Source organism: Dapis hubbardiae BLCC-M172 (assembly GCF_050016015.1).
In the GTDB taxonomy this organism is placed as follows: domain Bacteria; phylum Cyanobacteriota; class Cyanobacteriia; order Cyanobacteriales; family Microcoleaceae; genus Trichodesmium.
On sequence record NZ_JBNHEQ010000268.1, the window covers coordinates 34,190 to 49,686 of the forward strand.

Sequence of the window (15,497 nt, forward strand, 5' to 3'; positions counted from 1 at the left end):
ATTATCTTCTATTGATGATTCAGCAATTTCAGATTCTGTTGCCGTTTCTTCAGTTAAATCATTATCTTCCATTGATGATTCAGCAATTTCAGATTCTGTTGCCGTTTCTTCAGTTAAATCATTATCTTCTAGATCGATATTTCCATCTACAACATTAATATTTTCAGCCTTCAATAATAAATTTCCCAAAGAATTTGGAGAACCTAAATTAACAGTACCATCAAAAATTAAAGTTCCTTGACTAGAAATTTCTACTATATTTTCAGTAGGGTTTTGTTCTACTGAAACAGACTCTTCGCCAATATAACTAACAGCTTCTATTTTTCCTAAAAATATAGTTTCTTCCACACTCGAAATAACAACATTACCTCCTTCGCCTAAAAAAGATGTAGCAGATATTTGTGTCTTTTCATCAACATAAGTACGACTAGCATTAGGAACAGTTCCTAAACCTGAAAAGTCTCCACCAATTCTAATATTTCCACTCCCATGAATACCAGAAGCATTCAGCTTCGCATCAAATAATCCTACTTTTTCTCCCAAAATATTGATTCTACTTGTATTTAACAATTCCGAATTTTCTGCCGAAGAAATATCCAGAGAACCAGAAACAATAGTTGTACCTGAATCTGTAGGAATTACCTGATTAGAACCTGTCAAAACTACTTGATTATCATCATTAACCATCACTCCAGTAGCCATTTCCATAACTTCACTATTACCAGTTAAAAGTTCTGGTATAGATAAAGCATTTAAAGTTGGTAATTCTTCTGTAGAATTTGTGCTTAAACTTTCTCCATCTTCCGTTTTTATTTCTAAACTTAACAAACGCCCTTCTTGACTAATGCGGACTAAATTTTCTCCTGGAACTGTAGAGATTGTAATTTCACCACCAGGTGCAGATATTTTACCTGTATTAATTATTGTTCCACCCAATAAAGTTACACTTTTTCCTGGTTCAACAGTTAATTCACCTTCATTGATTATTGCTCCAGAATTCGTCATCGGGAAGGAAAAAGCACTGGGATTTCCTGTTAAAATATCGTAGTTATTTTCACCTCTAGAATTAAACCAACCATCATCAAAACCAATACTTGAACCAGTAGTTACGACAAAAGATGCAGGTATATCTAATCTAGCATTTTTACCCAAAATAACACCAGCGGGGTTCATAATAAATAAGTTAGAATTTCCTCCTGTTACCTGAATTAAACCATTAATTACAGAAGCATCTCCACCTGTAACACGAGTTAGAATATTTTTTATATTGGGGTTAGATATAAAGTTAACAATTTGGTTTTTTTCCAGATTAAATCTAGTGAAACTATGAAAAAGATTTGCATTATCTTCCGATCGTTTTCCTCCTGTAATATCGAAGCGGGTTTGAGAAGAATTGTTTGATGGTGTTACCGGAGTTACTACTGTGTTAGTTGAGTTTGGTTCGGGAACTATTGGTTGAGTCGATGGTTGAGCTAATGCGGTTTGAGCGGAAAATATTGGCCATGGAATTATTCCGACCCTACCATTATTTTCGGAGATATCTAATGGTAGGAGCGCAGTAGTGTCCAATACCCAAAGTCCAGTTAAGGGAACGGCTATGAGAATCTGGTAAATTTTATCAACGGGTACATAGTTCATTGGTTTGTGAGATTTTTTTATTGGATTATCATAAAACCACTTTTTAGTCAAGAATAATTTTTTTAATCCTCTTAAAGGTAATTTATTATGAGATTACTATGGTTTCAATCCTACTCTAATCCATAATATTAAGAACTCTCCATTGTATAGAACTCCTGAAGGGATCTCATAGATCGGGAGTATGAGGAGAAGGGGAAGTGTGGGAAGTGTGGGAAGTGTGGGGAGAGGGGGGAGTGGGAGAGTGGGAGAGTGGGGAAGATGGTGCATAAGGGTACATTAATAGGGGTGTTTTTCTTCTATTCTATTTCTCTCACTCCTGACTCAAGAGCCAAAAACCTCAACAAGCTCCAAAGATACCAAATCGCTTCTATAGTGCTACGCGCAAGTCAGAAGTAATCTCGAACTATAACAATTCACTTTTAAATATGTCACAAATAGAATATGAAATAATTTGCTAAGGTTATTATATCGTCAAAGTTTTGAGCCGAGAAAATCTTGTTTTGTAAGCATTCAGCTATTAGCTGATTGCTGACTGCTAATAGTCTGGCCAAAGTACAGGACTAATTAAAATTAGTTGACGATCTTTTTCTTTGCTGACGGCTGAGAGCTGACAGCTGAATACTTATCTTGTTTTTGACTTTTGACTTTTAAATTTTAACTTTTGATTTAAAAATTATGCGTCTAATTGGCTTAACTGGCGGTATTAGCACGGGAAAAACTACTGTCTCTAATTATTTGAGTAAAAATTACCAGTTTCCAATTTGGGATGCAGATATTTATGCGCGGGAAGTTGTGCAACCTGGCTCATCAATTTTAGAGAGTATAGTAGAACACTATGGTAAAAATATTGTCTTACCTAATGGTAACCTAGATAGGCGAAGATTAGGAGAGATTGTTTTTAATGATAAAAAAGAGTTACATTGGTTAGAGCAAAAGATTCACCCTTATGTTCGCGATCGCTTTGAGCAGAATATTCAGCATTTTATGGTAAAAAATAGTGAATCTGGGCAGAAAAACTCTATACAATATCAAAACCCTACAGTAGTATTAGTAATACCATTGTTATTTGAAGCTAAGATGACGGACTTAGTAACAGAAATTTGGGTTATATATGCTACTCCCCAAAAACAAATAGAAAGATTAATGAAACGTGACTGCTTGACTCAACAACAAGCTTACACTCGAATTAATAATCAGATGTCCCTAGAAGAAAAATGTCAAAAGGCGGATATAGTTGTGGATAACTCCTCTACCCTAGAAATCTTGTTGAAACAAGTAGACTCAGCGATCGCTTACCCACAGGATAATTGAGTTTCTGGCCTAAATAAACACTTAAATTCATAAAAAGCTATTACCCCTTTTATCCTGAAGACACTGCATAACATTTGTATTAAGTAGTAGTAACTCCTTGTATGGACAATGGAAAATTACCATGAGTCTCTACTTATCTATTGATATTTCTATCATAATCTCTATGATGGTCTCCCGCAAGTTCTGCAGCTTACAATTAAATAATTCAACCTCAAATATCCACAGGTTTTTAACTCCAATTCGGATATTTTTTAATGAACGAGGTAGTGGACGAGATAAAATGTAGTTTAGTAACTTAAAATTAATAACTATAAAGTCAAGTCACAAATTAATTCCAGGTACTCCCCCGAATCAAGTTGATTTAACTATCAATTAGATTGGTAGAGCATCTGGAATTAGTTTTTTTGAGAGTAAGGAAGAAGTAATAATTCACTCTCTAATTATTAATAATTAATAATTAGAGAGTGAATGCACAAGTAAAGATTACGAGGGTTAGAGTGATTAATTTTCGGTGGGTGGGGTGCGGAAAGTTAAATTTTGGTTCCGGTTCATAATTATTGTCGCCTCACCCTCCCCACCCTGCACCTGGATTTAATATTCCTTTTACAAACAGTTTCTTAATAATACCAATTCCCATGCATTATTACTCTACTTGGGCGATACTTCAGTTATTAATTTGTCGATACAATCAGAATTATTTTTTTGCTTATTTTAGCTAGTTTAATGTTAATTATTCTTATTTTTTCTTCTGTTGCACGGATATTACATAACAAAACTGCGTTTTCCGTTCCGGAATGCTCCGCAAACATATTGCGCAGCAAAACGTCCCTAAAATCCCCTACTCCTCTACTCAACAAAATGTATAAAAGTTTTTGATAAATGGCATAATTACCTCTTCTTGAAAAGAATAGGATTGGTTAAAAGGGAATTTTTTTTCTCCTTTACAGTGCTTTTCAGATTGATAAACTACATCGTCACAACCAAAACCTTGTAGGGACGTTCCATGGAACGTCCCTACTGTGGTCTACTGAAATGAAAACCGCTGTAAAGGAGAGACTTTAAACCCTTATTTTTCGGTAAGAAGGAAGAAGGAAGAAATATTTCGGATAATTAGTTATCAAAAAGTTTTTGTTTGTAGTTGTGCGTAGAAAATCATCCCACCAATTACCGAATAATTAAGCTTTAAAACCTCTCACTCGCCGTGGAGAAACAATGAATTTATTTTCCTTTTATTCAATCCTTTCCCTAAAAGGAATAGGTAATTATCAATTATCCATTATCAATTATCAATTATCAATTATTGAACAATACCTATTTTTTGCTATTCCCTAGAGGAAAAAAAGGTGGTGTTAGACATAAACTGATAATTTTCTGGAGAACTCACTCGCCAACTTTCATCACCTAGCACTTCCAAAACTTGATGGTGATATTGCAACAAGGTAGGTCGGTGTCCGACACTAATATAAGTGGTCGATAAAGTTTGCAAATGCTGGTAAAGACTTTGTTCGTTTTGCACATCTAAGGCACTCGTTGCTTCATCTAAAATTGCATAACGGGGTTTAGTTAGCAACAAACGAGCAAAAGCTAGGCGCTGTTGTTCTCCCATTGACAACATATTATCCCAATCTTCAACAGTATCTAAACCACCAAGTCTTTCAGCTAAGTCTGGTAAGTTAACTTGTTTTAGCACTCGATAAATTTCTTCATCAGAAATATTTAAGTCAGTCCGTGGATATAACAGTTGATCTCGCAAGGAACCTAAAATTAGATAAGGACGTTGTGGCAAAAATAGAATCTCTTCTAATTTTGGTCGGTAAATTGTTCCGCTGCCAGAATTCCATAAACCAGCGATCGCTCGCAAAATAGAACTCTTTCCGCCACCACTCATCCCCATAATTAACAGTCCTTCTCCCGGTTGTAATTCTATCGATACATTTTTAACTAAAGTTCTTTGATAATTAGGGGTTTGCAAAGTAAGATGCTGTAAGCTTAAACGTGAGTCTTCAACAGTATCAATTGTTTTACTATCCTCTACTGATGATACTTTTGGTTCTTCTAGAACTTTGACAAAACTCTCTAAACGTTCAATTCCTGCGATAAAACTGGTGAGAAATTCAAACATCCTAACTATTATATTCAAGGATCTAAAGACCTTTCCAAAAGCTCCATTCGCTTCTTGTATTGCTCCCACTTCCAACCCTGGTTCCCCTGCCAAAATTCTCGGACCAATAACTAACGCTGGTAACATCCAGGTAATATAACCATATACGTTTTGAAAAATATCTAAGTTTCTCTCCCAAGTAATCACTTTATTATAAATACTTAAAACTGGAGCAAATATCTGTTGAATGTAGGTAAATTCTCTATTAGCTCCATTATAAAAAGCAATTGATTCAGCATTCTCTCGAATTCTCACTAAACTAAATCGAAAATTTGCCTCTCGTTTCAGTTGTTCTTTTTTAATTGGAATCAAAATTTTACCAAAACCTATAGTTGTAATTAGCATACCTCCGAGAGAATATATCACTAAAATTAGAACCAAGAAATTTGATTTTTCCCAAAGTAAAATTCCAAATTGAACCAGGTTAATAATTGCCAAGGTAAACTGCCTAAATAGAGTTATAGAACGATGACAAAATGAGGCAATATCTTCTGCAATTCGCTGGTCTGGATTATCAATTTCTCGATAGAAAGTATTGACTTTATAAAAACAATTATTTTGCAAATATTTATCTAAATAAAATTTAGTCAACCACCCTCTAGAATAAAGACGAATTTTATCTTCTATATACTGCCAAGTAGCAACAGTCACAGCTAATACAATCGAAGCACCAATATAGAAAAATGCAGATTGCCAGAATCTCTCAGAGTCCAAATCAACTAAAGCAGAAATTAATTCTCCTTGTTGTTTTAGTTGATTAACTCCTATAGTTGAATCTAAACTGAGAAAACAAAGCAGCAATATAAGTAAACCAATTGCTCGCCATTTCTCTGGAGATTCCCACCAATATAGTTTACCAATTGCCCAAAAACTCTGGAAGGCATGGAAAAAAAGTTTTATATTTTTCATTTTCTATATTTAATATGAATCAACTTTGTTAGCTGTACAGTCTTTGACTGTAGTTAACGGAACACCTTTACGAGTGACGGAATAAACAATATCGCAACTTGGAAAATCTTCTTGCCACTTGAAACGATGAAAAAATAAATAATAATCTGGTTGTTCTAATTTTATTTTTTTTAACTTACTTTGATCAATGATCGTAAAATCAGGTTCAGCAAAAGGTTTTGCTGAGTATAAACTCCAAACTCTTGGAACAACTACGATATCTCCTTTTTTCCCATTCTGATTAATCCATTCCATACCCTTTCTCATACTTAATCCCCAATAATCAGTTTCATATTGCTCGTGGGCAGCTTTTAAGCCACCAAAAACTCTGTTAAAATAAATATATTCATAGGGATGTAATGTTACCATATCAAAGAGAATAATCAGAACTCCTAGTAAAGTTACCCCTACTAACCAACTTTTAAACCTGGGTTGAGCAATCTGTTGATAACTCCAAATTAAACCAACAGATGTAATCAGAGCAATTCCTGGAATCACAAAAATAAAGTGTCTTAACCCATCATATAGGGTGGAACTTTTGATAATCGCAATCATTGGTAACAGGAATATTTGCAAGATAACTAAAATACTATAGGCTTTTTGGCGATCGCTAAATTGATGATAGTTTCGGGTTAGACCAATTAAACCTAACAAAAAGTAAAATAGTAACAGTGAAGGAGTCGTAATCAGAAACCAGGTAGGAAGATAATTCCAGGGAACTTCAGAACCTTTAATAAATTCTCCTTTAAATAAAACCAATCCAGGCCATTCATGCTGGGAAAAATAGCTGATGGCATCCCAAAACCAACGAAAAGGGTTTGACCAAGAAGAGGGGGTAACGCAGAAAAGAGTGATTGCCCAACTGACCGTCATTAAAACATAATTAACTAGGTAAAATTTGAGAAATTTTCCTATATTGTTTCGGGGAATTAATATTAAAGATACCAACCCTACAAATCCCAACATCATAAACCCACCAGTCCGAATACCACTGAGCAACCCTACTAAAATACCATAGCCGATCACTCTAATGCTAGTGCGCTGAATTCCCCAAAAAAATAGTGAATTTGAGTTTTGTTTGATTTCTTCAACAATATATGCTCCTAGATAAATACAAAGGCTAAATAAAGCAGCAAAAGGAATATCTCTAGGATTAAAAAAACTATGCCCCCAAAATCGCGGAAAAAGAGCGAGCATTAGAGGAGCTAACCAAGCCCATTTTTTTCCATAAAGGAGTGTAATGCCTCCAGCGACAGATAGGTAGCTAATTAGAGAAACACAAAAGGTAAAAATGTGCTTAGTTAAAAAGCGATCGAGAACCATAATTTCTGAATCAACTGCTGACAGGTATGGTTCTAAGGGAGGACGAGAAAATAAATGAGTTTCGAGCCAATGCTTAACTTGAAAAATGATTTCAGCCACCTTATCAAAAACAATTCCATAAAATTTCAAATCTGATGGTATTGTTTTTCCTTCCTGAATGAATTCCCAATTCCATTGAACAATTTTAAGATATAGATGCTCGTCAACCGATATCCCATGATGATTTACAGTCGAAAGACCAATCAAAGTAATCAGGGCTAAAACTGCTCCTAGCTTGATATAACTTTTGTTAAGATGTTCGAGAATGTGACTTAAATTCATTTGGTGGTGTCTCCTGTACTTAATACTTGGCGAATTTTCTAATAAATAAAACAAGCCAATAAATGATCTGGGGTTCAGGGGGAGTATGATTAGGCATAATGCAGCAATTTAATATATTTGAGAATATACCTGGCGTTATTCAAGTATAGGAAAAAAACTGTTTTTCTTAAGGTTTATACTTATCACTCAAAAAATCTTTAACTATAGATTTTTGGGAAATTTTACTTTACATACTATATAATTATTATTATCTAATCAACTCTTGTTTTGGCATTAAAAAATATTTAAAATTATGACTGAATTTAGTGACTTAACATCCTTTGTCGATTCCTGGGAAGATAGATTTGTTGAAGTAACGGAATTTGATATATTTAAACAAAGTTCTAATGGTAATATTAATACTGATGGAACTGCTGTCTGTTGTGATTCGCCTATTTTTCCTAAATATCATCGTTATTTTAAACGGTCGATTGAACCAGGAGTTAGAGATTTAACTATTGCTTTAATTCTGAAATTAAATTGTATAACTTATTCTAGTTGTCAAGGTCATTTTTCGACAACAGATGCAGTAATGAGGCAGAGATATGTAGCAGTTATGCCCCGTGATGAGGAAGAATATCAAAAGTTATTTAATATTTTTAATCAAATAGCTGAATTGACAAATTATCACTTTTCTGAGAATCCGGTGAAAGTTGTAGTAGGTAATGATAATTTAGAATCAGAAGGAAAAACTACAAAATGTTTGACTTTATTTTTTGTCTCAAATGATGCTGATGAATTAGAATATTTTCGAGAAATTGAATCTGTTTATGATTATGTTATACAGCAGATTAATCAGATTAAAATTTAGTCTAAAATATTGGAAATAAAAGGTAATGTTAGAGTAAATATAATGCCTTTATTAGGTAAACTTTAAAGTCATATCACCTTGAAAATTTGAGCGATAGCAACCAGATAAATAATTGTTTATCTTCCTCCTAATTCTATTTGATATCCAGGATGTTCAGTGGTGAAATTTCCCAAGTATTTATATTGTTAAATTAGGCATAATTATTACTTCATATCTAAACCTTTTAGACAACAATAATTATCATATTTTCTGGTTAAGATAAATTTTGTTAAAGTATAATATATATATTAGCTATTTTTGGGTTTCCTTTGTCAACCTAACCTACAAAATTCTAGTTTTTTATTGTTAGTATTTTTATGAAAAAAGTAGCAGTATTTGGTAATGCAGGTGGTGGTAAGTCAACCCTGAGCAAGCAATTAGCAACAATAACTAATCTCCCACTCTATGTCTTAGACAAAATCAAATATCGCTCAGGAGGTACAGAAGTTCCAGATAACGAATATAAACTTACTCACGATAAAATCTTAGGGAGTAATGAATGGGTAATTGACGGATTTGGTTCGATGGAAACGCTCTGGTCAAGGTTAAATGCAGCCGATACCCTGATTTACATTGACTTACCTTTACCCATTCACTTTTGGTGGGTGACAAAACGGTTTTTAACAGGTTTTTTTGTTCCTCCCGATGGGTGGCCTGAGAATAGTCCACTATTAAGGAGTTCTATGAATAGCTACCGTAATCTCTGGTTATGTCACAAGTATCTTACTCCAAAATATCGAGATTATGTTGAACAAGCTCAAAACAGTAAATCTGTCTATCACCTCAAATCAACTCAACAAATTGCAGAATTTTTGCAGTTAATTGAAACTGACACATAATTAGGACTGATATTATGTTCTGATAATCAGTGATAAAAAAATTATTCCTGTAGGGACGTTGCATGCAACGTTCCTACTCCCCCACTCCCCTACTCCTTAAATTTTATCTTTTTTTCTCCAAGATTTATTGCTTCTTCCCTCTTCCTTCTTTCTTACTTCTACTATTTAAAGTCTTTTTCTGACTGAAAATTGACGAATCTGGGATTATTATTATCTCCTTGGAAAGGCTCAATAACAGAAACATGATGATAGGGAATACCCAAAGAAATTCCGGCTTCATCAAGAGCTTTTTTGACTCGCCGACGAAATTCCCGACCCAGTGACCAATGTTTAGCAGGTGGCGTTTTAATCAGTAAATGAATCAGAATTCCCTCATGGGATAGCTCATCAACACCTAACACTTCCACTTGATTAAGGAAATGTTCACTCCACTCTTCTTCACTTTGCAATTTATTTGCTACCTCAGTCATCACTTCAATAGCTCGATCAACATCTTCATTCCAAGCAATTTTAATCGTAAAATTAACCCTTGACCAGTGTTTAGTCATATTAATAACGCAGTCGATCCGACGATTAGGAATAGCAATTAATTGTCCGTCTAAATTGCGTAGGGAAGTGGTAAATAAATTAATATCCTCTACACCTCCTGACATTCCTCCACCAACATCAATTACATCCCCAATAGCATAGCGATCGCTTGATAAAATCAAGATTCCATTGAGCAAGTCTTCAAGTATACTCCGGGAAAGAAAAGCTACAGCAACAGCAAAAAAACCTGCACTAGCTAATACTGCCAGATTAACTCCTAGTAAGAACAGACTCAAGTAAATACCAAAGAAAATTGTAAAAAAGCTAATGGCTTTTTTGAGTGTCTTAGAATAAGTATCAACTCTGAGAGTATAACGATTAGATGTCGGATACAGGAGTTGTCCTTCTGTTGCCCAACGATGGAGAATAAAATCAATGAGAATACCTCCCAGTTTATCGATTAAGGTTAATCCTAACCACAAAGTAATTAAAATCAGCATTTGCTCGAAAAAATAGATCGATAGAAAACGGGTTTGGCGAAATGTAAAAACAATTCCAATCAACCCCAAAGAAAAGAACAAGAATTGAAAAATCAACAGCAGTCTCATAAACAATTGATAGAGATTTTGTCTTTGCTTAATCAGGTTTTGGCGTTGCAAAAAAAACTTTGCCTGAGAAATTGGAGTCTGAAAAGCTAGTAACTTAGTTTTCGTCGCTAAACGCCGAATAAAATTGAATATATTTTTCTGTAACGATGGGGAAAGAGCATTTTCCAGAGAAGGTTGAACTGAAACATTATCTTGCCTAGCTATCTCCTTTTCTAGTTTTATTTTCTCTGAGAGTTCTTCCTTATTACTTATATTTTCTTCTATGTTGCTAGGAGTAACTTCTGGCTCAATAACAGTTTTCACCTCAGTTTTAGTTGCTATACTTTCGGTTAGTTGACTAAGTTGTTGTCGCAATTCTTTGTTCTGTTTTATCAACAAATTGCGAATTAAATGACTCAACCAAATTAGTGCTAATACTAGCAAAATAATTGCAATAGAAATTTTGACTCGCCACCCAGGATGCTGTATATATAATTCATGTCCCCAGAGAATATAACTGAAAGAGGTACGAATGTTGTTACGCCAAATTTGAGCTAATTCATCTTTATTTTTTTTTCCATTAGCTTGGGTATCTAGATGGGTGACGGTGACAATAGTTTGTGCAGTTATGCCTAATTCTGGTTGCTTTGGTAAATAGATAACAGTCTGTTGGTTTTCACTACCGACTTCTACTTGAGGAGTCAAAGGATGCAAGGTTTTTTCTGTTGTAGGTAGCCAAAATTGCCAATCTGGACGATATGGAACTTCCGACTCTGTTTGCTGATTGATAATAGAGCTAATAATTTGTTTAAATACTTGTACAACTAATTGCGATCGCTGTTCTAATTCTTGGACAATTTCGACATTTGGTGTCTTAATGTCTTGAAGTGCAGCTAAGGTTAAGTCTGCTGTTAATCCTTGTTTTAAATCACCATCAATGAAATTAACGTCACTACACCAAAACCTACCACAACGAACGGCTCTATGTAAGTCCCAAGGTTTAGATGTAAATTGAGGATTTTGGCTATCATTTCCGGGCATAAATAAAGGAATTTGTCCTAAAGTTTTAGGAGAAAAAGTTAAGTTTAAGGTTAAGCTGAGAATGCTAATTATAATAAATTTGATAGTTTGTTTGAAAGTTTTATTCATGTTAAATCTGTTAAAAAAGTATTTATAAATTCTGTTTTTAAAACGGGGAATTAATAAAATATTATTTCCGGTTGAATAGTCATAATAAGGCTTTTAGTTTTGCTCTAGCCTCTAAAATAGTATCTTATACCACTTTGAAAAAAGAATATTACGAATAATAAGAGCGATAAAAAGACCTTACAATAAATGTCCCTGGTTCCGCTTTTTGGCTGTCGCCGAGATGAAAGGTGAACCTAGTGGCAGCTATATCACTCTCTTTCTATGGATTGATGTTTTATATCATGTCCGGATAATTAGTTATAAAAAAACTTTCTTCTTCCTCCTTCTTCCTTCTTCTTTCTTTTATTCTGACTCCTGTACGGGCGATTCGCGTTTGCGTAGCATTCCGCAGGAAATCGGCCCTACTGACTCCTGACTCCTCCGCAGTTATTTATTTATCACTGTTCAACCGGACATGATATTATTCATCTATTGGACAATAGTTATAGTCATTTCAAATAAGGATGAAACACTGTTTTGGCTGAAACCCTTTCAAGCAAAGAAACACTCCTCCCAGTCTTATTCAGAATGACTATAGGGCTGGCTAATTAAATCTCAAAGCCTTTACAGGTAAAAGTTTCAGCCTTTTTACGTCAAAGATTGATGTTCTATTCATCTATTGGACAATAGTTATATAAGTATGAATTACATATGCAGAGTAAGTGCGGTAGCTATATGGTTTCATAGAACAAAGTCATTGATATAGCGCTACTTGAGTCGGGAATAGGGAATAGGTATGGAGGGAATAGTAAACTGTCAAAGGATTTTCCTAGGTCATGCTGCGCAAACAGGATTTAGAAATGTCCTAATCTTTGCTTCGACTGCTATAACTGATAACTGAAATGACAAACAAATATTTTAAAACTTAAAGTCTAAACCAGTCGTATAATAAAAATTCCATTTAGGATTATCTTCAAAAATAGTTTCGTTTCTGAATCTCAGAAATAATCGATTAGTAAATGACCACCGTTTACTAATAGGAATAGAAAATGTAGTATTATATGTGCTAATTAAGTTCTCACTATCTCTTAAAGACTGACCAAAAACAAATATTTGGTTAAAAGTTGCTCTGCCAATTTTCACATCTCTGCCGATCAAAGCAATAGCCAGTGTAGCGTCAACTCTATTCCGCCGTTCTTCAAAGTCAATGTAATCATATTCATAACGAGGAGTAAAGAGAAATTGAATATCCCAAGATTCCTTAGCAGTTTCACCACGCCAGAAATTGAATCCAACTCCTAGAGCGGGAGTGATAATAACTGTTAAGTCTTCATCATCATTTTTGGCAGCCAATAATTCTTGATTAGTGTTGGCAAATAGATTGGCAGCAAAATGCCAGTCTTGATTAAAATGACGGCGATATAATATTGCGGTCAAACTGCTAGGACGATATTTTTCATCCTCTGCTCTGCTACTATCAAAAGAAACAGAAACACTGCTATTAATCAATACATCTGACCTTGACCATTGCTTATAAAGGTTAGAATTTATGCCTATATTCCAGGTAGTGTCTCGAAAAGAAGAAATAGTCGCTGCAAAACCAAGACTAAACTCCACCTGCTCTTCCTGGAAAGGATATTCAGCAACAGGTGGGGGTTCTTCTGTAATTGTTTGACTTTCAGAAATTAGGGTTTGACTTTGGGAAATCAGAGTTTGTGATGAATCTTCTAAACCAAGACTTTGATATGTCAGGGCAATTTCCAGCAATAATTGTCCTTGTGTCAGCTTATCCTCAACAGAATTAGCAATTTCTACTGTTAGTTCTAATATTTCTTCTGCTTTGTCTAACTGCCCAATTTGTGCATATTGTTTGGCAATATTAGTGAGCAAATTGACTTGTACTGTCTGCTCTTCTAAATTCTTACTAATTGCCAAAGATTTAGCCAGTATTTCCTCAGCTTGTTCAAGCTCTCCTAAATCAATATATTTAAGAGCAATTTGATTAAGTAAAATTGCTTTTGCTTGGGAGTCATCCATTTGATTCACAGTTTCTAGAACTTCTGAAACTTGAGATTTAGGATGAGAAACTGCTAGAGATGGAGTGAATAAAGCTTCTGACAAAGTATCTTTATCTGGTAAAGGAAGAGCAAGTGCTTGATTATTTGTTTTCTCAGATAAAATAGTTATCAGCAGGCAACAAAGCAGAAATTTTTTTATCATTATAGACTTATATTCCTCACTCTTACTATGTAGACTGAAATAGGATTGCTATATTACTTCATATAGAATCTGGTTACAGAATATTATGTTTATAATTCTATAAATTACTTCAATCTCCCCTACTCCCCTACTCCCCTACTCCCCTACTCCTCAACTTCAACTATATAATAATTATTCAACCAGATTTGATATTAGATCGTGGCCTGAAATTTGGAAGTATATCTTACCACAAAGATTCAGAAAAATATTGATAATTATTTCAATTTAACTAAATTGTAAATATTCGAGTTGAAGTGATTATTTAAGATTTCTGGAAATTAGTTATTAATAACTATATATGCCGAATCTATATATTATCATCATTCTTGCAATGTCAGGTTTTCCTGGCTTAGGCTTATGTTTGAAGATAAATTGAGAAGTAAAGTGGGTATGTCCTGTAAAATTCTGGACTATTGACCTAGATAACTTCAATCTTTGTCATAACTAATTTATTAAGTTAAGTAAAGGAGTACGATCATGGAAGAGAAGCAAGATACTAAACAGCAAGTAGGAGTAAACCCTACAGAAGCTGGTTCTTTAGCTAAAATGCCAAATTCTGAAGAAACGTCCGATGGGTTTCAAGATGTCAAGAATCAAGTCTTGGAAATATTATCAGAACTACCAGCAATTATTACTGGCTTTTTTGGACAATATCAAAAGCCAATTGTTACTCTGGGTCTAATTCTGGCAGTCATTATTACTCTTAAGGTAATGTTGGCAGTAGTTGAATCATTAAATGATATTCCATTACTAGCTCCAACTTTTGAGTTAATTGGTATTATCTATTCAGGCTGGTTTATATATCGGTATCTACTTCGTGCTTCTAATCGCCAAGAGTTATCAGCAGAACTTCAAGCTTGGAAAGATCAACTACTCGGTGATAAGTCATCTGATAGTTAAGCATAGTTGAAGGGGTTTAATACATAGGCATTGGTTAGTATTAGAAATTAACCAATGCCTAATATTTTGGCAATATTTAAATAGGGTTTGCGCTCAAAAGTCTTATGGGTAAGGGTAGGAGTCAACCCACCCCTAACCCCACCCACCCCCACCCCTCCCAGGAGGCGAGCCAGGAGGGGAAGTCAAGAGAAGTGGGAATTATAGAGGAGACAGGAGGAAGAATAGTAATACCAAATTCAAAAAAGGCAGTTACATCTTAAGTTGTGATTTATTCCTAGAATAAAAAGCTTGATAAATCCCATAAATTCTAAAAATTAAACCTTTTTTCCTCTTTTTTATTATTTTTTTTCTTTGCCAGATGAGCTGTTGCCAGATGAGCTGTTGCCTGTGCCATGACTGTAGCAATATTTTATGAAATTGGTATAAGAGTGATTTTTCTGCCATAATCTACCCAAAATGCTCACTTTTTCCGCTTGATCAAGCAAAAAGCTGGTACTTTTTCCAGATAGAAAATTGCTCCAACCTTTATCATTCAATGCTTTTATATTTAATCAGCAAGCCCTAAATAATTTGAATTGAGACAGGAATTACGCAAAGACACTATATATAGCGCTCAAAAACTATAACGTTATAGATACATAGTGTTTAAGACTGAAAAATGCGTA

The 15,497-nt window shown here is 34.4% G+C and carries 10 protein-coding genes; 4 read left to right on the top strand and 6 right to left on the bottom strand.

What is annotated here, in order from left to right:
• A partial coding sequence (locus ACP6PK_RS24805; RefSeq protein ID WP_426563560.1) for a filamentous hemagglutinin N-terminal domain-containing protein occupies window positions 1-1,638 on the bottom strand: 1,638 nt, incomplete at its 3' end.
• Window positions 1,639-2,313: 675 nt separating this feature from the next.
• Here ACP6PK_RS24805 and coaE point away from each other — a divergent pair.
• Entirely contained in the window at window positions 2,314-2,949 is a 636-nt protein-coding gene (gene coaE, locus ACP6PK_RS24810) for a dephospho-CoA kinase (protein ID WP_426563562.1), read from the top strand.
• 1,321 nt (window positions 2,950-4,270) lie between these two features.
• Here coaE and ACP6PK_RS24815 read toward each other — a convergent pair.
• Window positions 4,271-6,019, bottom strand: coding sequence for an ABC transporter ATP-binding protein/permease (locus ACP6PK_RS24815; protein ID WP_426563564.1), 1,749 nt, complete (start codon window positions 6,017-6,019; stop codon window positions 4,271-4,273).
• Between the two features lie 9 nt (window positions 6,020-6,028).
• Complete coding sequence (locus ACP6PK_RS24820; protein ID WP_094674361.1) at window positions 6,029-7,702, bottom strand: ArnT family glycosyltransferase; 1,674 nt, start codon at window positions 7,700-7,702, stop codon at window positions 6,029-6,031.
• A 292-nt stretch (window positions 7,703-7,994) separates the two neighbouring features.
• On the opposite strand from ACP6PK_RS24820, the gene ACP6PK_RS24825 reads away from it, so the two are divergent.
• Both ACP6PK_RS24825 and ACP6PK_RS24830 read left to right on the top strand, forming a co-directional pair.
• Window positions 7,995-8,552 (top strand): hypothetical protein, encoded by a 558-nt coding sequence (locus tag ACP6PK_RS24825; RefSeq protein WP_426563565.1) that lies wholly within the window; start codon window positions 7,995-7,997, stop codon window positions 8,550-8,552.
• Between the two features lie 356 nt (window positions 8,553-8,908).
• Entirely contained in the window at window positions 8,909-9,430 is a 522-nt protein-coding gene (locus tag ACP6PK_RS24830; protein WP_094673128.1) for a P-loop NTPase family protein, read from the top strand.
• Window positions 9,431-9,591: 161 nt separating this feature from the next.
• Here ACP6PK_RS24830 and ACP6PK_RS24835 read toward each other — a convergent pair whose 3' ends face one another.
• Together ACP6PK_RS24835 and ACP6PK_RS24840 are read right to left on the bottom strand one after the other, a co-directional pair.
• Entirely contained in the window at window positions 9,592-11,694 is a 2,103-nt protein-coding gene (locus tag ACP6PK_RS24835; protein ID WP_094673129.1) for a mechanosensitive ion channel family protein, read from the bottom strand.
• Window positions 11,695-12,591: 897 nt separating this feature from the next.
• Window positions 12,592-13,893 carry a tetratricopeptide repeat protein gene (locus tag ACP6PK_RS24840; protein WP_426563567.1) on the bottom strand — a complete coding sequence of 434 codons (1,302 nt, stop codon included), beginning with the start codon at window positions 13,891-13,893 and terminating at the stop codon, window positions 12,592-12,594.
• Between the two features lie 516 nt (window positions 13,894-14,409).
• Between ACP6PK_RS24840 and ACP6PK_RS24845 the strand changes: the two genes are divergently transcribed.
• Window positions 14,410-14,832 carry a CAAD domain-containing protein gene (locus ACP6PK_RS24845; RefSeq protein WP_426563569.1) on the top strand — a complete coding sequence of 141 codons (423 nt, stop codon included), beginning with the start codon at window positions 14,410-14,412 and terminating at the stop codon, window positions 14,830-14,832.
• A gap of 338 nt (window positions 14,833-15,170) precedes the next feature.
• Here the strand turns inward: ACP6PK_RS24845 and ACP6PK_RS24850 are convergent, their stop codons facing one another.
• Window positions 15,171-15,368 (bottom strand): hypothetical protein, encoded by a 198-nt coding sequence (locus ACP6PK_RS24850; protein WP_426563571.1) that lies wholly within the window; start codon window positions 15,366-15,368, stop codon window positions 15,171-15,173.
• Window positions 15,369-15,497 lie beyond the last annotated feature (129 nt).

Excerpts from the sequence above, each read along its gene's own strand:
- coaE (WP_426563562.1), top strand. The coding sequence starts at position 2,314 with ATGCGTCTAATTGGCTTAACTGGCGGTATTAGCACGGGAAAAACTACT.
- ACP6PK_RS24815 (WP_426563564.1), bottom strand. The coding sequence starts at position 6,019 with ATGAAAAATATAAAACTTTTTTTCCATGCCTTCCAGAGTTTTTGGGCA.
- ACP6PK_RS24820 (WP_094674361.1), bottom strand. The coding sequence starts at position 7,702 with ATGAATTTAAGTCACATTCTCGAACATCTTAACAAAAGTTATATCAAG.
- ACP6PK_RS24825 (WP_426563565.1), top strand. The coding sequence starts at position 7,995 with ATGACTGAATTTAGTGACTTAACATCCTTTGTCGATTCCTGGGAAGAT.
- ACP6PK_RS24830 (WP_094673128.1), top strand. The coding sequence starts at position 8,909 with ATGAAAAAAGTAGCAGTATTTGGTAATGCAGGTGGTGGTAAGTCAACC.
- ACP6PK_RS24835 (WP_094673129.1), bottom strand. The coding sequence starts at position 11,694 with ATGAATAAAACTTTCAAACAAACTATCAAATTTATTATAATTAGCATT.
- ACP6PK_RS24840 (WP_426563567.1), bottom strand. The coding sequence starts at position 13,893 with ATGATAAAAAAATTTCTGCTTTGTTGCCTGCTGATAACTATTTTATCT.
- ACP6PK_RS24845 (WP_426563569.1), top strand. The coding sequence starts at position 14,410 with ATGGAAGAGAAGCAAGATACTAAACAGCAAGTAGGAGTAAACCCTACA.